This window comes from Oricola thermophila (assembly GCF_013358405.1).
Taxonomy (GTDB): domain Bacteria; phylum Pseudomonadota; class Alphaproteobacteria; order Rhizobiales; family Rhizobiaceae; genus Oricola; species Oricola thermophila.
On sequence record NZ_CP054836.1, the window covers coordinates 234,996 to 255,468 of the forward strand.

Annotated in this window: 21 protein-coding genes; 9 read left to right on the forward strand and 12 right to left on the reverse strand. The window is 64.9% G+C overall.

Annotation, left to right across the window (positions count from 1 at the left end; translation table 11 throughout):
• Positions 1–73 precede the first annotated feature (73 nt).
• From HTY61_RS01050 to HTY61_RS01080, 7 genes are all read right to left on the reverse strand, one after another.
• The gene (locus HTY61_RS01050; protein ID WP_175275046.1) at positions 74–220 is read right to left on the reverse strand and encodes a hypothetical protein; all 147 of its coding nucleotides are present in this window, start codon (positions 218–220) and stop codon (positions 74–76) included.
• A 10-nt stretch (positions 221–230) separates the two neighbouring features.
• Positions 231–875: a DsbA family oxidoreductase gene (locus tag HTY61_RS01055; protein ID WP_175275047.1), complete on the reverse strand. Its 645-nt coding sequence runs from the start codon at positions 873–875 to the stop codon at positions 231–233.
• A gap of 2 nt (positions 876–877) precedes the next feature.
• Positions 878–1,513: an NAD(P)H:quinone oxidoreductase gene (wrbA, locus tag HTY61_RS01060; RefSeq protein WP_175275048.1), complete on the reverse strand. Its 636-nt coding sequence runs from the start codon at positions 1,511–1,513 to the stop codon at positions 878–880.
• 110 nt (positions 1,514–1,623) lie between these two features.
• Positions 1,624–2,511: a LysR family transcriptional regulator gene (locus HTY61_RS01065; protein ID WP_175275049.1), complete on the reverse strand. Its 888-nt coding sequence runs from the start codon at positions 2,509–2,511 to the stop codon at positions 1,624–1,626.
• 214 nt (positions 2,512–2,725) lie between these two features.
• The gene (locus HTY61_RS01070) at positions 2,726–2,965 is read right to left on the reverse strand and encodes a DUF1344 domain-containing protein (protein ID WP_175275050.1); all 240 of its coding nucleotides are present in this window, start codon (positions 2,963–2,965) and stop codon (positions 2,726–2,728) included.
• 261 nt (positions 2,966–3,226) lie between these two features.
• Positions 3,227–3,481, reverse strand: coding sequence for a DUF1344 domain-containing protein (locus tag HTY61_RS01075; RefSeq protein WP_175275051.1), 255 nt, complete (start codon positions 3,479–3,481; stop codon positions 3,227–3,229).
• A 353-nt stretch (positions 3,482–3,834) separates the two neighbouring features.
• Positions 3,835–4,728 (reverse strand): DMT family transporter, encoded by an 894-nt coding sequence (locus HTY61_RS01080; RefSeq protein ID WP_175275052.1) that lies wholly within the window; start codon positions 4,726–4,728, stop codon positions 3,835–3,837.
• Positions 4,729–4,815: 87 nt separating this feature from the next.
• On the opposite strand from HTY61_RS01080, the gene HTY61_RS01085 reads away from it, so the two are divergent.
• Both HTY61_RS01085 and HTY61_RS01090 read left to right on the forward strand, forming a co-directional pair.
• The gene (locus tag HTY61_RS01085) at positions 4,816–6,465 is read left to right on the forward strand and encodes an EAL domain-containing protein (RefSeq protein WP_175275053.1); all 1,650 of its coding nucleotides are present in this window, start codon (positions 4,816–4,818) and stop codon (positions 6,463–6,465) included.
• Positions 6,466–6,581: 116 nt separating this feature from the next.
• On the forward strand, positions 6,582–7,652 hold the full coding sequence (locus tag HTY61_RS01090; protein WP_175275054.1) for a DUF1176 domain-containing protein: 1,071 nt from the start codon (positions 6,582–6,584) through the stop codon (positions 7,650–7,652).
• 3 nt (positions 7,653–7,655) lie between these two features.
• Here HTY61_RS01090 and HTY61_RS01095 read toward each other — a convergent pair whose 3' ends face one another.
• The 3 genes from HTY61_RS01095 to HTY61_RS01105 all read right to left on the reverse strand — a co-directional run bounded on the left by HTY61_RS01095 (position 7,656) and on the right by HTY61_RS01105 (position 9,835).
• Positions 7,656–8,159, reverse strand: a complete 504-nt coding sequence (locus tag HTY61_RS01095; RefSeq protein WP_175275055.1) for a DUF1499 domain-containing protein — start codon at positions 8,157–8,159, stop codon at positions 7,656–7,658.
• Between the two features lie 141 nt (positions 8,160–8,300).
• Positions 8,301–8,783, reverse strand: coding sequence for a hypothetical protein (locus HTY61_RS01100; protein ID WP_175275056.1), 483 nt, complete (start codon positions 8,781–8,783; stop codon positions 8,301–8,303).
• A gap of 218 nt (positions 8,784–9,001) precedes the next feature.
• The gene (locus tag HTY61_RS01105; RefSeq protein WP_246273084.1) at positions 9,002–9,835 is read right to left on the reverse strand and encodes an EAL domain-containing protein; all 834 of its coding nucleotides are present in this window, start codon (positions 9,833–9,835) and stop codon (positions 9,002–9,004) included.
• A gap of 187 nt (positions 9,836–10,022) precedes the next feature.
• Here HTY61_RS01105 and HTY61_RS01110 point away from each other — a divergent pair, with 187 nt between their 5' ends.
• The 4 genes from HTY61_RS01110 (at position 10,023) to HTY61_RS01125 (ending at position 15,417) form a co-directional block, all read left to right on the forward strand.
• Complete coding sequence (locus HTY61_RS01110; protein ID WP_175275058.1) at positions 10,023–11,225, forward strand: pyridoxal phosphate-dependent aminotransferase; 1,203 nt, start codon at positions 10,023–10,025, stop codon at positions 11,223–11,225.
• Between the two features lie 153 nt (positions 11,226–11,378).
• Complete coding sequence (locus HTY61_RS01115) at positions 11,379–12,713, forward strand: tetratricopeptide repeat protein (protein WP_175275059.1); 1,335 nt, start codon at positions 11,379–11,381, stop codon at positions 12,711–12,713.
• Between the two features lie 10 nt (positions 12,714–12,723).
• Positions 12,724–13,497 carry a FecR family protein gene (locus tag HTY61_RS01120; protein ID WP_175275060.1) on the forward strand — a complete coding sequence of 258 codons (774 nt, stop codon included), beginning with the start codon at positions 12,724–12,726 and terminating at the stop codon, positions 13,495–13,497.
• Between the two features lie 24 nt (positions 13,498–13,521).
• Positions 13,522–15,417 (forward strand): CHASE2 domain-containing protein, encoded by a 1,896-nt coding sequence (locus HTY61_RS01125; protein ID WP_175275061.1) that lies wholly within the window; start codon positions 13,522–13,524, stop codon positions 15,415–15,417.
• A gap of 4 nt (positions 15,418–15,421) precedes the next feature.
• Here HTY61_RS01125 and HTY61_RS01130 read toward each other — a convergent pair whose 3' ends face one another.
• Complete coding sequence (locus HTY61_RS01130) at positions 15,422–16,018, reverse strand: TetR/AcrR family transcriptional regulator (protein ID WP_175275062.1); 597 nt, start codon at positions 16,016–16,018, stop codon at positions 15,422–15,424.
• Positions 16,019–16,100: 82 nt separating this feature from the next.
• Between HTY61_RS01130 and HTY61_RS01135 the strand changes: the two genes are divergently transcribed.
• A complete protein-coding gene (locus HTY61_RS01135; protein ID WP_175275063.1) occupies positions 16,101–16,730 on the forward strand; it encodes an NAD(P)-dependent oxidoreductase in 630 nt (209 codons plus the stop codon).
• A gap of 25 nt (positions 16,731–16,755) precedes the next feature.
• Positions 16,756–17,253 carry an anthrone oxygenase family protein gene (locus HTY61_RS01140; RefSeq protein ID WP_175275064.1) on the forward strand — a complete coding sequence of 166 codons (498 nt, stop codon included), beginning with the start codon at positions 16,756–16,758 and terminating at the stop codon, positions 17,251–17,253.
• Positions 17,254–17,323: 70 nt separating this feature from the next.
• Here HTY61_RS01140 and HTY61_RS01145 read toward each other — a convergent pair whose 3' ends face one another.
• Positions 17,324–18,478, reverse strand: coding sequence for a 6-phosphofructokinase (locus HTY61_RS01145; protein WP_175275065.1), 1,155 nt, complete (start codon positions 18,476–18,478; stop codon positions 17,324–17,326).
• A 277-nt stretch (positions 18,479–18,755) separates the two neighbouring features.
• On the opposite strand from HTY61_RS01145, the gene HTY61_RS01150 reads away from it, so the two are divergent.
• Positions 18,756–20,465, forward strand: a complete 1,710-nt coding sequence (locus tag HTY61_RS01150) for a sugar phosphorylase (RefSeq protein ID WP_246272883.1) — start codon at positions 18,756–18,758, stop codon at positions 20,463–20,465.
• The last annotated feature ends 8 nt before the right edge of the window (positions 20,466–20,473 follow it).

Here is a 20,473-nt window from a genome sequence, read left to right on the forward strand (position 1 = left end):
GGTACGATATCCGGCTTCGGGCCGGGAGTCGGCGGCGCGGATAGTGCCGCGCCGCGGCTTGCTTTTGCGGCGGCTACCTGCCGCGCCTTGCCGGCCTCGCGTCGCGCAGGCCGATATCGTAGAGCAGGTGCGGATCCAGCCCGGCGCGAAGCTCTGCCGCGTGGCGGCGGCGGAACAGAACGAGGGGCCAGTCGCGGTCCATGCGCAGAAAGCGTTGCATCGCGGCCTCCTCACGCGACGAGCCGCAGATTGGCGAGCAACTGGGCGCGAAGATCCTCCAGCGGGCCGTTGACGAAACGGTGGCCGGTGTCGCGGACGAGGATGGTCGGCACTGTACGCACCTGCAGGCGGCGCGCCTCGGCCCGGTCCGCCTCGACCAGCGCGCGCGTTTCGGCGCTGGCCATGTCGGCGGCGAGACGGTCCGCATCGAGGCCGATGGCGGCGGCGATGTCATGCAGCACTGCGGCGTCGGCGATGTTTCGGGCCTCGGAGATGTGCGCCTTCTGGATCGCGTCGAACATGGCCCAGTGGGCTTGCTGCCCGCCCCGGATCTCGGCCGCCTTGCAGGCCAGCGCGGCTGGCATGCCGGAGGGATACTCGAAATCCGCTTCGCGCATGGCCTCGATGTTGAAGGCTTCCGGCGTGTCGGACGCCGCGCGGCTGGCCGCCCAGTGGCGGAGGATCTCGGCCTTCGCGCCGTCCATCGAGCCGAAGCGGGCGATCATCTCGTCGCGGTTGGCCTGCAGGACATAGGTGCGGTGGCGGATGTCGAGGTCGAATTCCTCCGCGAGGGTGCGAAGGCGCGGCGAGATGTTGAAGCACCAGCTGCAGACGACGTCGTGGAAGAAGTCGATTGTCAGTCGTTTCCCGTTCATGGTCAGGCCGCCTCCATCGCCTGCTGCAGGGAGGCGCCCATGGCAATGCGCTTCGCCATCTCGGCGACGAAGCGGCCCTGGAAGCGGGCGCCCTCGAGATCGGTGGGCGTCGGCTGCAGCGAACCGTCGCCGCCTGCGACCGTGCCGGCGCCGTAGGGGGAACCGCCGACGATCTCGTCGGTGCGCATCTGGTCGGCAAAGGTGTAGGGCATGCCGGCGACCAGCATGCCGAAATGCAGCAGCGGCACGTGGAAGGTGAGGGCGGCCGCCTCGTGGCCGCCATGCTGCGAGCCGGTGGAGGTGAAGACCGCGCCGACCTTGCCGACCAGCGCGTTGGAGGCCCACAGGCCGCCGGCCTGGTCGAGGAACTGCTTCATCTGGCCGGCCATGTTGCCGAAGCGTGTCGGCGTGCCGAAGATGATCGCGTCGTATTCCGCCAGATCCGACACCTGCGCGACGGGCGTGTCGAAATCCTGCTTGTAGCCGGCCTTGTCGCGCACTGCCTGGGGCACGGTTTCGGGCACGCGCTTGATGTCGACCGTGACGCCGGCGATCTCGCGCGCGCCTTCCGCCTCGGCCCGGGCGAGCGCGTCTATGTGTCCGTAGCTGGAGTAGTAGAGTACAAGAACCCTGGTCATTTTCCGCCTCATGCGTTGTGCATCGATGGCGGCGAAGATCGTGCAAGGCGGGAGCGGGAAAAAGCCGTCCGGGGAGAGGTCTTTATTCACGCCATGTTGATAATGGGCGGCTAGCCGGCGAGATTCTGCCGCAGGAAATCGAGAAAGACGCGCGTCCTGGCATCAATCCCGCGTCGTGTCGGCGTGACCGCGAAAATGCGCCGGTCGGGAAGGCGGTAGTCCTCGAGGACCGGGCGCAGGCTGCCGTCGGCGAAGCAGGGGGAGGCGATGAAGGAGGGCAGCGAGCCGATTCCGGCGCCATGCCGGAGCATGTCGCGCAGGAACAGGCTGTTGCCGACCGTCAGGCGCGGCCGCGGCGAGAAGGTCTCGGTGCCGCCCGGACCGTCGAAGGTCCAGCTGGCGGCGGCATCGGCGAGGCCGTAGCCCACGATGTTGTGCTCCGCGAGGTCGGCAGGCACCGCCGGTTCGCCCCGGCGAGCAATGTAGTCCGGCGAGGCGCAGACATGCTGCCGGATCTCGCCGAGCGGTCGCACGACCAGCGAGGAATCGGGCAGCTCGGCCCGGACGCGAATGGAGATGTCATAGCCTTCCTCGACAACGTTGAGGACCCTGTCGTCGAGATCCAGGACCAGCTCGATGTCGGGGAAGGCTTCCATGAAGCGCGGCAGAAGCGGGGCGAGGACGACGAGGCTGTAGGATAGCGGGGCATTGACGCGCAGGCGCCCCTTCGGCGCGGCGATCTCCTCGCGCATGGCGTTGTCGAGCGCGTCGATCTCGCCCAGAAGCCGGCGGCACTCGTCGTAATAGTGGCGGCCATGCTCCGTCAGCGACATGCTGCGGGTGGTGCGCGCCAGAAGGACGCAGCCGAGACCGTTCTCGAGCAGTTTTATGTGCTTGCTGACAAGGGCGGGCGAAAGGCCCATGTCGTCCGCCGCCTTCGTGATGCTCATGCGCTCCACGACGCGGCAATATGCGCGCATGACGTCCAGCCGGTCCATCGTCGTTCCCCCGTTCTCCCGATGCCGGCCCATGAATGCGAAAATCGGGAGCGAATGCAATGCGCCGTAACGCAAGCGGCCGGGCTCGGAGGTCCGGCCGCGATGGCCGCGGTCGTGCCGCAAGCGGGCCTGCCGCGGCACCGGAACAAAGGGGACGCGGACCGGGGGAAGCCGTCCGTCATCCCGCGAGCGGGCGCATGGCGCCCGGTGCTGGTTACACTTTCTCTACCGCCGTGGCGTTGGTCGTGCCGTCGTCGTAGGTCAGCTTGACCTTGTCGCCCTCGGCGATGCCATCGATCTCGATATCCTCGGCAAGCGTGTAGCTGTTGCCGTTCTCGAGAACGATCTTGCGTGCATCCATGTCGATTTCCTTGACGACGCCCTCGACTTCACCGGAGAAGGCAGAAACGGTCGCAAGGAACGTAGCGGCCAAAGCAATGAGAAGCTTTCTCATTTCCGTTTTCCCTCCTGTTCGGTTTTCGAGAAAGGTTTTGCCCGCTTGCGGGAGCCGTGCCGTCAGCCGGCAATCGCAGCCCCGCGGGCAGGGAAATAGCTAGCGTCTTCCATGCCGCGTTTCAAGGTATTTTATCGTTTTAAAACAATGACTTGGTTTTGCCGCAGATTTGCCGGGATTTTGCCGGAATCCGCTGTCGCAAGAAAAAATGGCGGGCCCGGAAACCGGGCGCCGCCTTCCCTCTCCGAAAGGGTTCGACCGCTACATGTCGGCCTTTTCGACCGATGTCAGGGTCGTGGTGCCGTCGTCATAGGTCACCTTGATCGCGTCGCCGGCGGCAAGGGCGTCGAGGTCTATGCCCTCGGCCACGGTCCAGGCGGAACCGTCTTCCAGCATGATGGTGCGGGTCGCCGGATCGACACTGGCAACGACGCCTTCGCCCTCGCCGGCGAAAGCGGCAAATGCGGAGCCGGCAAGCATGGCGCCGGCAAGAGCGGCGGAAACGATCTTTTTCATGTTCAGGATCCTCTTCCTGTTTGCGGTTGTGCCGCCGGCGTTGCATCCGGGCTGCGGGGAGCGGGGCATGGAAGCACTGCCGGCGACGGGGCGAACTAGGCGCTTTCCGGCGGAATCCTCAAATCACGTTGCGTGTAAAAAATAAAACGAAAACAATGACATAATGTGTAGAATCCGCCACGATCCGGTCACAATCCCGACACGTCCGGCCCGGTGGCCCGCATATCGGGCACCGGAGGCGGCACAATTGTGGCGGGGCGTCCGGGCGCCGCCGGAACGCGCCCAGGCCCGCGATCACGAACGGTGCAGGGCGCGTGCGATTTGATCGCGGTTACAGTCCGTGAGGTGGTGCGTCAGCCCCGGCGGGCGGGCCGGATGCGCAGTGCGGGCAGCAGTTCGACGGCGAGAATGGCACAGAAGATCAGCGCGCAGCCGAGCAGGCCGGCCATTCCGATTCGCTCTCCGAGAAAGATCGCGCCGAACATGGCGGCGAACAGTGCCTCGGAGGACATGAAGATCGCCGCCTGCGGGGCAGTGGTGTGACGCTGGGCGACCGCCTGGAGGGTAAAGGCCACGCCACCGGATATGACGCCGGCGAACAGGATCTCGGTTCTCGCTGCGGCGATCATCTGCCAGGCGACAGGCTCCACCAGCGGGGCGATGGCGAGGCCGAGCAGGCCGCAGACGAGAAACTGCGAGAAGGCGAGCTGGAGGGGGCGCGCGCCGGCCACGATGCGGCCCAGTACCTGGACATGCAGGGCCCAGAGCACGGCGCAGAGCAGGGTCCACCAATCGCCCGGCTGCATGCCGCCGAGCCGGCCTCCCGACAGGAAGAATATCCCCGTCAGCGCCATCAGTCCCGACGGCCAGACAACCGGGTGCGGCCAGACGCGCCACAGGACGATCCCGATGACCGGCGTCAGGACGATGTAGATCCCCGTCAGGAAGCCGGAATTGGTGACCGTCGTGGTGAGCAGGCCGATCTGCTGGGCGGTCAGCGACGCGAACAGCAGCGTGCCGAGCAGCGCGAACCGGCTCCATTGATGCATGGTGGGGAGCACGCGCATCCCGGACATGCGTGCCTCGATGACCGCGAAGGGCAGGACCGCGGCTGCGGCTGCCAGGAACCGCACCCCGGTGAACAGAACCGGCCCGATGGCATCCATGGCCGTCGACTGGGCGACGAAACCACCGCCCCAGATCGCGCCGGTGACAAGCAAGAGCAGATTGGCTGTGGCGCGGTTCATGGCACTCCGGCGGGAAATCAATATGTAGGGAAGATTACCTAACGGCATTTAGGCATTGGTAAGCGTCGAAATGGTAACGCCCCCTCCATGGCGGGGCAATCGCTACCAAAAATATCCAGAAGAATAGCGACCATCGTTCTGACGGCCGCCCTGACTGCGCTGTTCGTTGCAGGGGCGGATCAACTGGATCGCCGCCTGACGATGGCGTTCAAGCGGCAGAGCGTTGCCGATCTTGCGCACAATGCGCTGACCCGCGCCGAAATCGCGACCGACTACGCGGTGATCCGGCTGGGCATGCTGTACGAGAACGGACATACCGACTGCAGCCCGGATGCGATGGAGGCAATAAACTACGCGGTCTTTCGCTCCGGCACGATCAAGGACATCCTGACGGCCCAGGGCGAGAATGTCTGTTCGGTCGCCATGCACAGCGAGACCCTGCTGGAGAACCACCGCCATCCGGTGGATACCGTGCAGGCGCGCAATTCGAGCATCGCCCTAAACCCGGTTCGCCTGGACAACACACCAGCCATGGCCGTGACGTGGCTGTTCGAGGAGGACGTGCTTGCAACGGCGCTGGTCAATACCGAATCCCTCGTGTTCGACCTGCTGCCGGCGGACCTGCGGGAGACGAGCGCCATCCGCCTTTCCCTGTCCAACGGCCGGACCGTCGGGCGCTTCACGGGCGCGGAATGGCAAATCGGCGGCGAGACGGAAATGTTCGAGGCCGCCTCGGAACGTTATCCCTTGCGGGTGCGCATCCACGTTCCTACCGCGGTGCTCAGCCAGGTGCCCATGAACCGCAGCGCAGGCACGATAATCGTGGTCGGCGCGCTGGCCGGGCTGCTGGCTTTCCTCGTGGCGCGCGGCCTGATCCCGGCTCCCAATGCGGCGAGCCGGATACGCGCGGCGCTTCGACGGGGAGAAATCGTCCCGAATTTCCAGCCGGTCTATGCGGTGCGCACCGGCGAGCTGACCGGTTTCGAGGTCCTGGCGCGCTGGCCGGGCGAAACCGGCCCGATGGCCTCGCCGGCCTTTTTCGTGCCGTTGATCGAGGCCAACGGATGGTCGGACGACCTGCTGGAAACGGTGATCCTGCAGACGGCGCAGACGATGCGCTCGGTCATAGACAACGTGCCGGCCGTGAGCTTCGCCTTCAATGCCTCGCCGGCCCAACTCGTGGAGCCGGGGTTCGCGGCCTGGCTGGAGCGCGTGCTGAATCGAGCGGAACTCGATGCGCGCCGCGTCATCATCGAGATCACGGAACGCGAGGAAATCCGCGACGTCGAGAAGGCGCGGAGCAGCATCGAGGCGCTCAAGGCGATGGGAATCGACGTCGCCATCGACGATGCGGGGACCGGGCACAACGGCCTGGCCTCGGTGCAGCGACTGGGTGCATCCATCCTGAAAATCGACAAGCTCTTTGTCGACGGCATCGTGCAGGACGAGCGCGCCGGCGCGCTGGTGCAGATGTTGGTGGACGTGGCGCGGCAATTCGGCATGAAGACGATCGCTGAAGGCGTGGAAGACGAGATACAGCTCAACGCCCTCAAGCGGCTGGGCGTCGACGAGGTGCAGGGCTTCTTCCTGTGCACGCCGCTGGCTCCGGAACCGGCCACGCTGGAACTGGCGCGCCACCAGGCCATCCTGACCCGCAACAGGTTGCAGGCACGTCCGCCCGAAGACAAGGCAATGCCGCTCGACCACGACGCGGGCGCCGTGGCGGTGAACGCCTAGGGGCTTCAGTGCGCCGCGAAGCGAAGGCAATGGCCCGAACGTCCGGTTTGTCCTTCCGCGACGGGCAGGCCTGCGATAGGCTCCGCTCAGCGGTTCAACAGGGATCAAACTTGCCAATGCGACCTACTCCGTCGGGATCGTCATCATTCCGTCTGCTGTCCGTGACTCTCGCGCTTCTGATTTCCCTGTTTTCCCCGGAATCGGAAGCGCGCGAGTTCAAGCGCATTCGCGACATCAGCGTCGATTGTTCCGACGCGCTGTCATGCGACCTGTCGACCTACAATGCGCAGTCGGAGCTCTACACGGTGATCTTCAGGCGACGGGCCAGCAGGGATGCGCCGGTCGAGCTGGTGCTCGGCGTGCGCGAGACGCTGGCACCGGGCTCCGAGGTCACGATGCGCATCGACGGCGCGGAAGTGGTGCGCCTGCCGGTTTCCGAACTTTCCTACCGGGCAGCGGTCTACGAGTACATATTCCGCGGCGAGGCCGAGATCAGCAAGCTGATCGAATACGCCAAGACCGGAATGGACCTGCGCGTCTCTTACCGGACGCGGGGAACAGAGACGGTTTCGGCATTCTCCCTGTCGGGCTTCATTGCCGGGCTGATTTTCATGGACGAGGTGCAGGGCCGAGTCGGGCGTGAGGACGCGCTGTACGCCGCAGCGGGTACGCCCGACCGGGACGCGGCCCCGGTGCGGGAGATAACTTCCTTTTCGGAAATCCCGTTCCAGATTCGCGGCCATTTCTCGGACATGCCATCGGCGCGATGCGGCGGGATGGACGAGGACCGGTTCGCGGATCTGGGCGGTTTCGAGGCGCGAACCGGGGACTCGGTGTATCTTGTCGGCCTGCCATGCGGACCGGGCGGCGCCTACAACCAGCCCTTCGCGTTCTGGGAACGGACCGGTTCGAGTTTCAGGGCCGTGGCGCTTCCGGTCATGTCCGCCGAGGGACCGACAACGAGCGAGCTGGCTTGGAATATCAGCTGGGACCAGGAACGCCGCGAGCTGACCGGATTCTTCAAGGGACGCGGTCTCGGCGATTGCGGCTCGTTCGACCGCTGGATCTGGACGGAGCGGGACGAAGGGTTCGCATTCGTGCTTGTCGAGTCCCGCGTCAAGGCCGAATGCGACGGCGACCCGGGCGGTGGACCGGACAACTGGCCCTCGCTGTGGCCCCCGGAGTGACCGTCAGCCGGCGTTCAAGACGGACACTATCCCTTCCAGCCGGCGGCGATTGACGCCGCCATCCGAATAGCCGATCTGGGCGCGGCCATAGGCCACAAGGCCGACGCGACCGTTTTCCAGTGGCACGGCCTCGAAGGAAGCGGTGTCCGGAAAACGCATCAGCGGCGTCCATGTCACGAAACGGGCGCGTGTCGGATTCGAGGTGTCGTCGACGCGGCGAACGGGTTCGCCGGACGTCCGCATGGCGGCATCGATCTCGTCGATAAGGCGTTCCGGTGGTCCCGCGAAATCGGGAAGCTCGGCGTCGATCACGGCGCCCTCGCAAAGCCCGGGCGTGCACAGAAGCGCATCGTTCGGCCGTCTTGCCCGCTGTGGCTCCGTGCGGTCGAACGGACCGAGATCCGGGTTGCCGAAGACCAGGTTCCACGTCTCGGCGCGGCCATAGGCGAAAAAGAAGAAGACGGCCGCGGCGAGCGCGACGAGAATGGCAGTGAATATGGTTGTCATGGGCTGTCGCCTATCAGTTGCCGGTGACGCGCACAATCGCGCCGGGCGCATTGCGTGGCTCCGGCGAGGAGGGGCGGCCGGATCCGAGTTCATCGCCGCCCTGTCCGGCCGGTCGAACTGCCGCGCCGTACACGCAGCCGGTCAATGACGGTTCCGCCTGCGATCCGTCCTGGAGATTTCGCGTGCAAGGTTGCGGAACATGGCCATGCTCACGGCGGCCATGGCGCCGAGGGCGAGGGTCATGAAACCGATCAGCAGGTAGCGGCGGGGGCCGTCCACCCCGGAGCCGAGAGCGGGGGCCGGCACTTCCGAAAAGCGCCGTTCGGTTGCACCGGTCGTGACCGGATCGAGAGCGTCGCGCGTCACGGTAGCGGGCGTTTCGGCGCGGGCGGCCTCAGCTGTCCGCGTGCCTTCTTCGGGAGGGAGCTTCGGAAGCGGCGCCATCTTCTCCCAGCTCAGAGGCGCATAGCGGAGCGGTTCGGGCAAACCGCCTGCCTGCGCCGCCGTTGCCAGGCCGAGCAGCGCGGTCGCGTTGGCAAGAAGCAGCGCGGCGGCGATCAACGCGACCGTGCGCCTGTTGTGTCCCGTTGTGTCGGTGCGGATGCGTCGTGATGCCGTGAACATGTCTTCCCACTCCGGTCGCTGGCCGACCATGATTTCGTTGCGGCGCAACAATGCGCACGACCGCACAATCCGGCGCGAATTCGGCCAGTTCGCGGAGACAACAAGGCAACCGCCGGGAAAATTTGTGGCAATTTGAAGAAATTCGTTACCGCGGCGTTTACGAATTGCGCCGTGCCGGTCCGGGGATGCGCGTGCGGCCTCCGCCCGGGCCCGACCGGTCAGCGGACGGAACGAGCCAGCCGGATGTCGTCGCCACCGCGCGCCGGCCTGTACTGGGCGATCCATGCGGCGAGGTCCGGCCCCGCCAGGCGCGGCGCGGCAAGCACGAAGCCCTGCACCATGGTTGCGCCCGTCGATTCGGCGAGACCGATTTCCCACAGCGCTTCCAGCCCTTCCAGAACGCACTGGATGCCGTCGCGCCGGAAGCGCTCGACCAGCACCCGCAATGTGCCGACGCCGCTATCGGTGCTCATCAGCCGCTTGACCAGGCGGTTGTCGAACTTGACGATGTCGGGGGTGAGCATGCGTACCCGTTCCATGCGCGACGCGCGTGCTCCGAAATCGTCAACCGCGACGAGATAGCCGCGCGCCCGCAATTCCCAGACGAAGCGCTTCAACGCTTCGTTGTCCACCGTCTCGGCCTCGGTGATCTCGCAGACAATGTCGGCGGGGGACAGGCCGGTGGCGCGCAGTTCTTCGCCCAGTTCGCGAAGATCCGGTTCGAAACGGCTCGCATTCTCAGCGATGCGCGGATCGAAATTGAGAAAGAGGCGACGCTGGCCGGAGGGCAGGTTGCGGGCATTGCGCACATGCAGGGTGCGCAACTGCGGCTCCAGCGCCAGGAAATCGTCCGCGCCAAGGCCGGAGAAAAATGCATCGTTAACGATCGGCACGTCGTCGCGCGTGACGCGCAGAAGGGCTTCGCAGGCGACAGGGACAAGGCGCCCCTTCTCGAAACGGAATACCGGCTGAAAGGCCGTTTGCAGGACGAAGCCCGCATGTCGGGCAACGAATGCGCCGCCATCTCGCCGTTCGATCTGCAGGTTGGGCACACGCGTCAAGGTCAATTCTCCTTCGCCCGCCATGCCCGAGAATGCGCCGCAAGCGGTGAATTTATGGTTAATCAACGGTTAGCGCGAATGAAGCTGGTCCGCAACGCTTGCGCATCGCCTGTGAATGGAGCAATTAGCACGCGCCGTTTTGGCCGGACATTGCAATATCTCATCAGGAGAAACCGACATGGCCTTCCTTGCCGACATCCTTTCCCGCGTGCAACCTTCCGCCACCATTGCCGTGGCCCAGAAGGCCCGGGAACTGAAGGCCGCAGGCCGCGACGTCATCAGCCTCGGCGCGGGCGAGCCCGACTTCGACACGCCGGACAACATCAAGCAGGCCGCCATCGACGCCATAAATCGCGGCGAAACCAAGTACACGCCTGTCGCCGGCATTCCGGAACTGCGCAAGGCGATCGCCGACAAGTTCAAGCGTGAGAACGATCTGGACTACGACTGGACGCAGACGATCGTCGGGACCGGCGGCAAGCAGATCCTGTTCAACGCGCTGATGGCGACGCTGAACCCGGGCGACGAGGTTGTCATTCCGGCTCCCTACTGGGTGTCCTACCCGGAAATGGTGCTGCTGTGCGGGGGAACGCCGGTGCCGGCGCCGACAACGCTCGAAAACAAGTTCAAGCTGACCGCGGACGCCCTGGAGGCAGCAATCACGCCGAAGACGAAATGGCTGATCTTCAACTCGCCGTCGAACCCGTCCGGCGCGGCCTACAACCGCGACGAGATGAAGGCGATCACCGACGTGCTGATGCGCCATCCGCATGTCTGGCTGCTGACGGACGACATGTACGAGCATCTCGTCTACGACAGTTTCGAGTTCGTGACGCCGGTGCAGGTCGAGCCCGGCCTGAAGGACCGTACGCTGACCATGAACGGCGTGTCGAAGGCCTATGCGATGACAGGCTGGCGCATCGGTTACGCGGCCGGCCCGGTCGAGCTCATCAAGGCGATGGACATGATCCAGAGCCAGCAGACCTCGGGCGCCTGCTCGATTGCGCAGTGGGCGTCGGTCGAGGCGCTTAACGGGCCGCAGGACTTCATCGCGAAAAACAAGGCGGTCTTCCAGGGGCGGCGCGATCTCGTCGTCTCCATGCTCAACCAGGCCCAGGGCATCGACTGCCCGACGCCGGAGGGCGCGTTCTATGTCTATCCCTCGGTGGCCGGGCTGATCGGCAAGACGGCACCGTCGGGCAAGACGATCGAAAACGACAAGGATTTCGTAACCGAACTGCTGGAGGAAGAGGGCGTCGCCGCGGTGCATGGCGAACCGTTCGGCCTGGGGCCGAATTTCCGCATTTCCTACGCGACGTCCGAGGAACTGCTGGAAGAGGCCTGCAACCGCATCCAGCGCTTCTGCGCGAACTGCCGCTGAATCACTCGAATCCGGCGTCTCCCGAAAGCCGGATTCCTTCCCCGACGCAAACAAGGGCGCAGGTGTGGCGCAAATGCACTGGAATCGCAGTGTTCTTGCGCGTTATAAGCCTTTCGGGGCAGGGAACGAAGTGATCTAGGGGGATACGTCGAGATGAGACGTTCCGGAGGATATTGCCGCCTGCCCGGTTGCGGACTTTTCGCGCTGGCCGCGGCGGTCATGCCGGTTTCCCTGCCGGCCGAGGCCGGTTCAGCCAGCTACGAGGACGCGTTCGAACGTCGCGTCAGCAACGCGGGCGATCGCGACGCGCTTGATGCGTTCGTTGCCGAGGCGGCAGGGCGCGGGCAGTACGACCAGGCGCTTTCTACACTTGAAGAAGTGCTGTTGCGCGATCCCGACGATCTCCGGGCGCGGCTGGCGCTCGCGCGTATCTATTTCCAGATCGGCTCGTTCGACATGGCGGCAGCGCATGTGGAACAGGCCGAACTCACCGCCGGAGCCGAGCAGTTCGCGAGGCAGATCGCCGAGCTGCGCGGGCGAATCGAACGCGCCCTGGCCGGTTACGAGGTCGGCCTGGCGATCACTTCGGGCGTGGAATACAACAGCCAGACCGTGACCATGCCGGCGCTGGCCTCGAAAGACGGGGCATCGGGCTTCGGACCCTATGCGATGATCGAAGGGCACCTCATTCGCCATCTCGACACGGCATCGCGCGACGAATTGCGGTTCGGCGGCTTCGCGAAATACAACCGCGTCCTGGGCGACACCGATTACGACGGTGTGCTCGACGAGTTCGACCAGTATGCGCTGCGTGCAGAGGCGACCTATTCGAAGGGGCTGCCCGACATCATTGACACGCTGAGGCTGGATCTTTCGGTCTACGGGCAGGCGAAGAACTACGGGGACGAGCGAGACCTGCGGGAATACGGCACCGAGGCTCGACTTTCCTTCCAGCCGACGGTGGAAAGCCGGCTGGGTGTTCATGCGGGCTATGGCTGGCTCGGCAAATCCAACGGGATCTACGGCGAACGGCGGGTCAATTACGGCCTGAACGGCGAGATACGCGTCGCGCCCGGGGTGGCCATCGGCGCCCATGTCACGGGATACACGGAATGGGGAACGGCTCCCTACATGTTCGTCGGCGGCGGGCAGGACTACACGGAGAACGGATACGAGGTCGGCGCATCGGTCGCGCACTTGCTGCACGTCTTCGATGACGGACGCAGCTGGGTGCAGGAGGCGGGCGGCAGCTATTCGCATGCGCGGATCCTCGATCATGGCGCGCTTACCGGCTTCTTCGCGGCGATGGCCAACCAGGACCGGTGGGACATCTTCTGGAATCACACTGTGCAGATCGCCACACACGCGGATTTCAGTTTCGGCGTAAGCTACGGCCACGAGGAGATATCCGACACGGTCGCCCCCATCGACGGCCGCGTCGGCGACAGCTGGTCGGTCAGGACAGGCCTGACCTTCCGGTTCAACTGAGGACGTGACGATGCGCGCAGGAAACACGATCGCCCTTTTCGCCGCAGCGGTGCTGGCCGCGACAGCGCTTCCGCAGACCGCCTACGCCCGGAATGTCGGGGTCATGACGGCGGAGAAGGCAATGATCACGCGCGGCGACGCGCGGGTGACGGAAGGAACGCCGATCGCGCTCGGCGACCGGCTGGCGGCCAACGCCACCGGCTCCGGCGTCATCGTCTTCGATGATGAATCCAGCGCGCGGATGGGACCGAACGCGGTGCTGACCGTGGACGAGTTCGTCTACGACCCGGCGCGGCGCAACGGCGCGATCCGCCTGCGCCAGACCAGCGGACTGGCGCGCATCTTCGGCGGCCAGATTTCCAAGCGCGGCAAGTCCGAGGTGCGGACACCGCACATTGTGCTCGGCGTGCGTGGCGGGATCGTCGATGTTGCCGTGGAGAACGGGCGGTCTATCGCGACGCTGCGCGGCGGGCTGATGGTGTGCCGCGCCGGCGGCAAGAAGCGCACCGTCACCAATCCCGGCATGTCCTGCGTATCCGACGGCAGGGAGCTGTCGATCCTGCGCATTGCCGGGAACGGCAGGCAGCTCGTCACGCCGGCGTCCCGCGGAGGCGGGACCAGCCCGGGCAGCGGCCGGGAATTCGACGGTGCCCATTGCGCCAGCGGCGCGGCCAGCGTGTTCTGCAGGTCTCGCGATGGCGGATTGCCGCGGCCCGGCACCTCGACCGGCAGCGGAATCCAGACGAGCGGTCCGTCCGGTGGCAACAACTACTATCGCCAATAGAAGGGCAACGGGCGGAGCGGGACCGTGAGGGCTGCGTCGAAGGCAGCGCGCGGACTTCCGGGCGCGCGGGGTCTGGCTGTCCTGTTCGCTCTGCTGGCGATCATCCTGCCAGGTGGCCACGCGGTCTTCGACGACCTGTCCGGCAGGCTGCGCGAGAAAACCTTCGACAGCTACCAGTCCGTATCCCCGCGCGATCTCGACATGAGCCGGATGGCGGTGGTTGCCATCGACGAGGTAAGCCTCGCCCGCTTCGGACGCTGGCCCTGGCCTCGCGAGCGGGTGGCCGCGCTGGTCGACGCGGTGACGCGGAGCGGTGCGTCCGCGGTCGGGCTGGACGTGTTCTTCTCCGAACCCGACGACGGTCCTGGCGGTGCGCAAGGCGACGCTTCGCTGGCCGGGGCGCTGGCGCGCGCGCCGTCGGTGCTTGCCATGTCCCTCGATCCGGATGCCGGGCCGCTCGGCCTCGAGGAAAAGGCCGGGTGGACGGTCGTGGGGCTCGATCCCGGATCGGCGGAGGCCGTGCCGGGCGGTATCGCGCCGCTGCCCATGCTGGCCGATGCCGTGGCAGGTCTCGGCATCGTGCGCGTGCTGCCGGACCGGGATGGCGTGATTCGAAAGGTGCCGCTGATATGGGCGGAAGGGCAAGAGGGGCAATCGCGTCTCTGGCCGGCACTGTCGATGGAAATGTTGCGGGTGGCGCAGGACGCACCCGGCTACACGCTGCGGCTGGAGGGACTGCCGACCGACGCCGTGCGCGTCGGCGGCCTGACCGTGCCGCTGGGCGAGGACGGGCGTATTCGCATCATCGACACGCCGGCCGCCGTGCCGCATGTCTCGGCGGCCTCGCTGCTGGAGGAGGGACAGGCCGACGGACTGGACGGGAGGATCGCATTGATAGCGGTGGATGCGGCGGGAATCGACCAGTACCACCTGACGGCCCGCGGCGGGCACAGGCTCGGCGCCGACATTCACGCGATCCTGATGGCGCAGATGCTGGAAGGACGCTACCTGTTCGAGGCACCGCATGCACGGGCGATCGAGCGGGGGATGTTCCTGGGCGGTAGCGCGATGCTTCTGCTCATCCTGAGCGTTCTTGCCCGGCGGCCGTTGCTGGCGGGCCTGCTTTCCGTGCCGGTGATCCTCGCGCCGCTTGCCATTGGCGCATTCGCCTATGCGTCGAGAGACATGCTCCTGGACGGCGTGCAGCCGGCGGCCGGCCTGCTGGTGGCGGGAGCGGCGGGCGGATACATGCTCTATCGCGAGGCGGAGCGTCGGCGCAGCATGCTGCAGAAACAGTTCTCGCAATTCCTGTCGCCGGAGGTCGTGAAGCACCTGGCCGCGACCGATGCCGTGGCGGCGCTGAGGGTGGAGGATCGGGAGATTTCGGCGATGCTGGTCGATGTACGCGGCTTTACTGCCATGTCTTCGTCGCTGGGCTCCGACAAGACTGTAACTGTGGTCAACCATTTCCTGGAGATCGCGAACCGCGAGATCTTCGCGCGGGGCGGCACGATCGACAAGTATATGGGCGACGCGGTGCTGGCCATCTGGAACGCGCCACTGGAGGTGGCCGACCATGCCGACCGCGCGATAGACTGCGCCAGGGCGATCATCTCCGCCGTCTCCTCGGGCAACGCGCAGCTGCAAGCGAGCGGGCTGCCGGGAATCGATGTGGTTGCGACGGTGGAAAGCGGTGTCTGCTCGGTCGGCAACATGGGCACCGAGCAGCGCATCGACTACACGGCCATCGGACCCGCCATCAACATGGTGGCCCGGCTGGAGGTGGAGACGAAGAAGCGTGGCGAGCCGGTGTTGATAGGTCCCGGTGCGGCCGCGCGAACACGCTTTGCACTCGAACCGCTCGGTGAGGTACACCTGCGCGGCATGGAAGCCCCCTGCACGGTGTTCCGACCGGCTTGACCGGTCAGCCCGTTGCCCGGATCACGAGGACGCGGCGTGCAAGAGATTTCATCGCCTCGACATAGTCCGACTGCGACCAGTTGCAGTCGATGACCAGGTGTTCCCAGTTTTCGATGGAAACCAATGTCCAGAGCAGGTCCGTTGCCTGTTTCGGCGTGTAGTCGGGGGACAGGACGCCGTCGCGATCGAGGGCGCCGACCGCAGCCTCGAAACCTTCCCGTACCGCCCGCAACCTGTCCGCCCAGGCAATGCGCGCTGCATCGTCCTCGTCCTGCATCGATATCAGCGCCCTCGCGACGCCGTGGATCAACGGGATGTAATCGCCCCACGCCTCGATGAAGGCGTCGAGGCGCTCAATCCCGGATGCCGCCGAACGGCTGGGTGCAAGACGGGTGTCGATGTCGTTCACCGCATCGATATGGCGGGTGGTCGCGATCAGCAGCTCCGCCCGCGTGGGGAAGTGCAGATAGAGCGCCTGCCGGCTGATTCCTGCCTCGCGGGCGATGTCCGACATGCGTATCTCGTTGCCATTGCCCTTTTCCAGCAGTTTCCATGCCGATTGAAGGATGCGGGTTCGGGTGTCCGTGATTTTGCTTGACATGGTGTCAAGATGCACGTACTTGACGCCATGTCAACTTGACACCGTGTCAAGTTCGGCAATGCGGACATGAAAGGAGCCCCACATGAAAGCGATCGTATTCGGTGCAACCGGAAATGTCGGCAGGCTTGCCGTCGCGCGAATGCTCAGGGACGGACACGCGGTTACGGCTTTCGCGCGCCGGCCCGGGAAAATAGGCATCGAGCATCCGGCTCTTGCCCTCAAGGCCGGCGACGCGATGGATCCAGGGCAGGTCGCCGATGCCGTCAAGGGACATGACGCGGTAGTCATAGCCCTCGGATCGGGCATGAAGCGCAAGAGCAGGATTCGCTCGACGGGCACCATGAACGTGATCGAGGCGATGCACCGGCACGGCGTTCGCCGGCTGGTCTGCCAGTCGACACTGGGCGCACACGAGAGCTGGAGCAACCTGAATTTCTTCTGGAAACGGATCATGTTTGGCCTCTTGCTGCGGCCGGTCTTCCTCGACCACGAACTGCAGGAGAAGCTGGTCAGGGCCAGCGGTCTCGACTGGACCATCGTGCGTCCTAGCGCGTTCGCCGACGGCCCGGCGACGGGTTCGTTCAAGGAGAATTTCGGACCGGGCGAGCGAGAGCTGAAGCTGACGATCGCGCGCGAGGACATCGCCGCCTTCCTGAGCCGGCAGCTGAACGATCTTACCTATCTGCGACGCGCTGTCGCCATCTCCAACTGACGGTCGCGGGACAAGGAGCCGGACGATGTTCGATCAATGGTTGCCATGGGGGCTTGCGGGGGCGGCGATAGCCTCCGCGCTCGTGGCGGGAGTGTTCCTGGCCTTTTCCGATTTCATAATGCGGTCGCTCGGCGCGGCGCGACCGGCTGCGGGAATGGAGGCGATGCAGGAAATCAATCGCAAGGTCTACCGGTCCGGCTTCATTGTCTTGCTGATAGCCATGGTGCCGGTGTCGCTGGCGATCGTGGCCTGTACGCCGGTGTTTGCGGGCGCAATGGCGGCTTCCTGGTCGATTGCCGGCGCGGTACTCTACATCCTCGGGGTTTTCGCGGTGACGGCAGCGGGCAACGTGCCGATGAACAAGCGGCTCGATGTGCTCGACCCGGCGGATGGCGATACGCGCAGATACTGGCGCCAATACGCGCGGCGCTGGACATGGTTGAACCATGTGCGCATGGCCGCTTCCGCAGGCTCCGCCATCTGCTATCTCGCCGCGGCAATGCTTGCGGGACAAGCCGCATGACCCTGCCGGAGATACCTTATTTCGGCGTGCTCCTCCGATCGGAGACGCTTTCTCATCCGTCCGGGGCGTGTCAGCGCAGATACATGGTCGTGCCCTCGACCTTCGATATCTTCGGGCGGTAGTTCTGCGTGTCGTACATGCCGGCGACATCGACACGATGTTCGCCGCGGGTGGAGATGTCGGCGGGCTTCGTCACATAGCGTCCGTCGCTGATCGAGACCATCAGGCCGGTCCTGCCTTCCTCGATCAGCTGCACGACCTGGGTGCCGAAATTCTTCGCCACGATCAGGTCCACGGCATCCGGCGGCCCGGAACGCAAGAGATAGCCGAGATTCTGGATCATCATGTTGGTGCCGGTCAGCTCCTTCAGCCCGACGCCGACCCGTTCCCCGATGCCGCCCAGCTTCCGGTGGCCATAGGCATCGGCTTCGCCCTTCTCGATGATACCTTCGCCGGAAACCATGGCGCCTTCCGAAACCACGCAAACCGCGTAGTTGGACGGATTGGTGTCGCGGTCCCGCGTCATCAGTTCGGCGAGCCGTTCCAGCTCGAAGGGAACCTCGGCGATCAGCGTGCGATCGGCGTCGGCCAGATAGCCGGCGGCCAGTGCCGACATGCCGCAGTTGCGGCCGAACATCTCGACGATGAGAAAGCGTTCATGCGAACCGGCAGTGGTACGCAGCCGGTTGATCATCTCCACGGAACGGGTGACGCAGGTGGAAAAGCCGATGCAGTAGTCGGTGCCGAATACGTCGTTGTCCATGGTTTTCGGAATGCACATGGTGGGTGCGCCGGCCTCGTGCAGTTCTGCCGCATAGGACAGCGTGTCGTCGCCGCCGATGGCGATCAGAACGTCGATCTTCAGAGCCTCGATCACTGACAGGACATGGCCCGTGGCGTCGACATAGCCCGCGTCGGCATGGGGTTCCCTTTTCGTGACATGGGGAGGTACGTCGGATGCCTTCATGCGCGACGGTCGGGTGCGCGACGAATGCAGGATGGTGCCGCCGGACCGGTTGATCGAGCGGACGAAATCCGGCGTCAGCGGGAAATGGTGGTCGGCTGTCGCCTCGAGATTGTCCGGGTCCGTCTGAACCGGGCCGGCCCAGCCGCGGCGAAAGCCGGTGACGGTCCACCCGTTCCGGCAGGCCTCGTTGACCACCGCCTTGATCGCCGCATTGAGGCCCGGCACGTCGCCGCCGCCGGTCAGAATTCCAAGATGCATGGCTCTCTCCTTTTCGCCGCGTGCCGCCGGCAAAGGACGCGAGCGGCCGGTCAGGGAAGGATAGAACAGGATCTCTCGGGGTTAAATCGATTTGTTCCCCGAAAACCGGCGGTCTCCGCCATTTGCACGCGGCAATGGAGGAATTCTGTAGGCCGGTTCGGCAATGCACCCTTGAAACGGCGCACAATATCAGGGCACGATGCATTTTTGTGCAGCGCAGCGACGAGGTGTCCAGGCAGGCATGATTTCGGTCAATTCCCAACTCCGTACCAAACTCATGGGTCTGGTGAAGGAAATCTATCCGGACGAGGATGCGGCCCACCTGTCGAGGCGTATTCTAGAGGCCTTCTGGCCGGACGGAAGGTCACCGCGCCAGCGGTCACGCCAGCTCGGAAATTCGCTGTGGTCGCAAAAGGATGCCATCGTCATTGCCTATGGCAATGCGGTAATCGATGGCCAGCACAAGCCGCTCGATCTCCTTCACGACCTGCTGAAACGGTATTTTGCCGACGCCATCACCGGCGTGCACATCCTGCCGTTCTTTCCCTTCACTTCGGATGACGGCTTCGCGGTGACGGACTACGAACAGGTCAATTCACGGCTCGGCGACTGGGCCGACATCAACCGTATCGGCGACGAATTCCAGCTGATGTCGGATCTCGTTCTGAACCACATGTCCAGCCAGTCGAAATGGTTCAACGAGTACCTGCAGGGGCATGAACCCTATGACAAATACTTCTTCGAGGCATCGCCTTCGGACGACCTGTCGGCGGTCGTGCGTCCGCGGGCGCATCCCCTCCTGCGGGAAGTCGAAACCGCGAACGGGACGCGCCACGTGTGGTGCACCTTCTCCCACGACCAGGTCGACCTGAACTATGCCAATCCCGACGTTCTGGTCGACATGATCCGCGTCATGCGGCTGCATGTCGCCAATGGCGTGCGGATCATCCGGCTCGATGCGGTGGCCTTCATCTGGAAGGAAATCGGCACTTCCTGCATCCACCTGCCGCAGACGCACGCGATCGTGCGCCTGATGAGGTTGCTATGCGACTATGCCGAGGAGCGGGTGGTCCTGCTGACCGAGACCAACGTGCCCAACGCGGAAAACCTTTCCTATTTCGGCAATCGCAACGAGGCGCACGCGATCTACAACTTCTCGCTGCCGCCGCTGATCCTTCATGCAATGCTGACCGGCACCTCGCGATATCTGAATGCCTGGCAGATGGCGATGCCGCCGGCACCGTTGGGCTGCGCCTATCTCAACTTCACCGCCTCGCATGACGGCATCGGCCTGCGCCCTGCCGAGGGGCTGCTCGACGAGGCGGAAATCGGCCGGATGATCGACACGGTAAAGGCCTTCGGGGGCAGGGTGAACATGCGCTCGCTGCCGGACGGGAGCCAGCGACCCTACGAACTGAACACGACCTTCTACGAAGCCATGAAGGGAACCGTGGAGGGGCCGGACGAATGGCAGTTCGAGCGCTTCCTTGCCAGCCAGACCATACAGATGGCGCTGGAGGGCATTCCCGCATTCTACATCCACTCGCTCATCGGGACGGGAAACGACTACGCGGCGGTCGAGCGAACGGGGCAGAACCGCAGCATCAACCGCAAGCGCTGGGATTATCCGGAACTGCGCGGTTTGCTGGACGATCCGTCGACCGTTCATGCGCGCATCCTGGAGGCAATGAAGGCGCGTATCCGGATCCGTGCCCGCCAGCCGGCCTTTCACCCGAACGCGACGCAGTTCACCCTGCATCTTGGCGACAAGCTGTTCGGTTTCTGGCGACAGAGCATGGACCGGGACCAGTCGATTTTCGCCATGCACAACGTGTCGAAGGAGGAGGTCTCCATTCCGGCGATGTCGCTCAATCTCATCACCGGGATGAAATGGAAAGACCTGCTCTCCGGAGAGGAAATCGATCCCTCGCACGGAGACATCAAGTTCGCGCCGTACCAGTGTCGGTGGATATCCAACCGGGAATAAATGACGGT

What these genes read in the sequence shown, in the direction of transcription:
- HTY61_RS01075 (WP_175275051.1), bottom strand. Translation starts at nt 3,481, where the DNA reads ATGAAAAAGATCGTTTCCGCCGCTCTTGCCGGCGCCATGCTTGCCGGC.
- HTY61_RS01050 (WP_175275046.1), bottom strand. Translation starts at nt 220, where the DNA reads ATGCAACGCTTTCTGCGCATGGACCGCGACTGGCCCCTCGTTCTGTTC.
- HTY61_RS01070 (WP_175275050.1), bottom strand. Translation starts at nt 2,965, where the DNA reads ATGAGAAAGCTTCTCATTGCTTTGGCCGCTACGTTCCTTGCGACCGTT.
- HTY61_RS01095 (WP_175275055.1), bottom strand. Translation starts at nt 8,159, where the DNA reads ATGACAACCATATTCACTGCCATTCTCGTCGCGCTCGCCGCGGCCGTC.
- HTY61_RS01150 (WP_246272883.1), top strand. Translation starts at nt 18,756, where the DNA reads ATGGGTCTGGTGAAGGAAATCTATCCGGACGAGGATGCGGCCCACCTG.
- HTY61_RS01130 (WP_175275062.1), bottom strand. Translation starts at nt 16,018, where the DNA reads ATGTCAAGCAAAATCACGGACACCCGAACCCGCATCCTTCAATCGGCA.
- HTY61_RS01085 (WP_175275053.1), top strand. Translation starts at nt 4,816, where the DNA reads ATGGCGGGGCAATCGCTACCAAAAATATCCAGAAGAATAGCGACCATC.
- HTY61_RS01140 (WP_175275064.1), top strand. Translation starts at nt 16,756, where the DNA reads ATGTTCGATCAATGGTTGCCATGGGGGCTTGCGGGGGCGGCGATAGCC.
- HTY61_RS01120 (WP_175275060.1), top strand. Translation starts at nt 12,724, where the DNA reads ATGCGCGCAGGAAACACGATCGCCCTTTTCGCCGCAGCGGTGCTGGCC.
- HTY61_RS01100 (WP_175275056.1), bottom strand. Translation starts at nt 8,783, where the DNA reads ATGTTCACGGCATCACGACGCATCCGCACCGACACAACGGGACACAAC.
- HTY61_RS01115 (WP_175275059.1), top strand. Translation starts at nt 11,379, where the DNA reads ATGAGACGTTCCGGAGGATATTGCCGCCTGCCCGGTTGCGGACTTTTC.
- HTY61_RS01055 (WP_175275047.1), bottom strand. Translation starts at nt 875, where the DNA reads ATGAACGGGAAACGACTGACAATCGACTTCTTCCACGACGTCGTCTGC.
- HTY61_RS01080 (WP_175275052.1), bottom strand. Translation starts at nt 4,728, where the DNA reads ATGAACCGCGCCACAGCCAATCTGCTCTTGCTTGTCACCGGCGCGATC.
- HTY61_RS01065 (WP_175275049.1), bottom strand. Translation starts at nt 2,511, where the DNA reads ATGGACCGGCTGGACGTCATGCGCGCATATTGCCGCGTCGTGGAGCGC.
- HTY61_RS01110 (WP_175275058.1), top strand. Translation starts at nt 10,023, where the DNA reads ATGGCCTTCCTTGCCGACATCCTTTCCCGCGTGCAACCTTCCGCCACC.
- HTY61_RS01090 (WP_175275054.1), top strand. Translation starts at nt 6,582, where the DNA reads ATGCGACCTACTCCGTCGGGATCGTCATCATTCCGTCTGCTGTCCGTG.
- wrbA (WP_175275048.1), bottom strand. Translation starts at nt 1,513, where the DNA reads ATGACCAGGGTTCTTGTACTCTACTACTCCAGCTACGGACACATAGAC.
- HTY61_RS01135 (WP_175275063.1), top strand. Translation starts at nt 16,101, where the DNA reads ATGAAAGCGATCGTATTCGGTGCAACCGGAAATGTCGGCAGGCTTGCC.
- HTY61_RS01145 (WP_175275065.1), bottom strand. Translation starts at nt 18,478, where the DNA reads ATGCATCTTGGAATTCTGACCGGCGGCGGCGACGTGCCGGGCCTCAAT.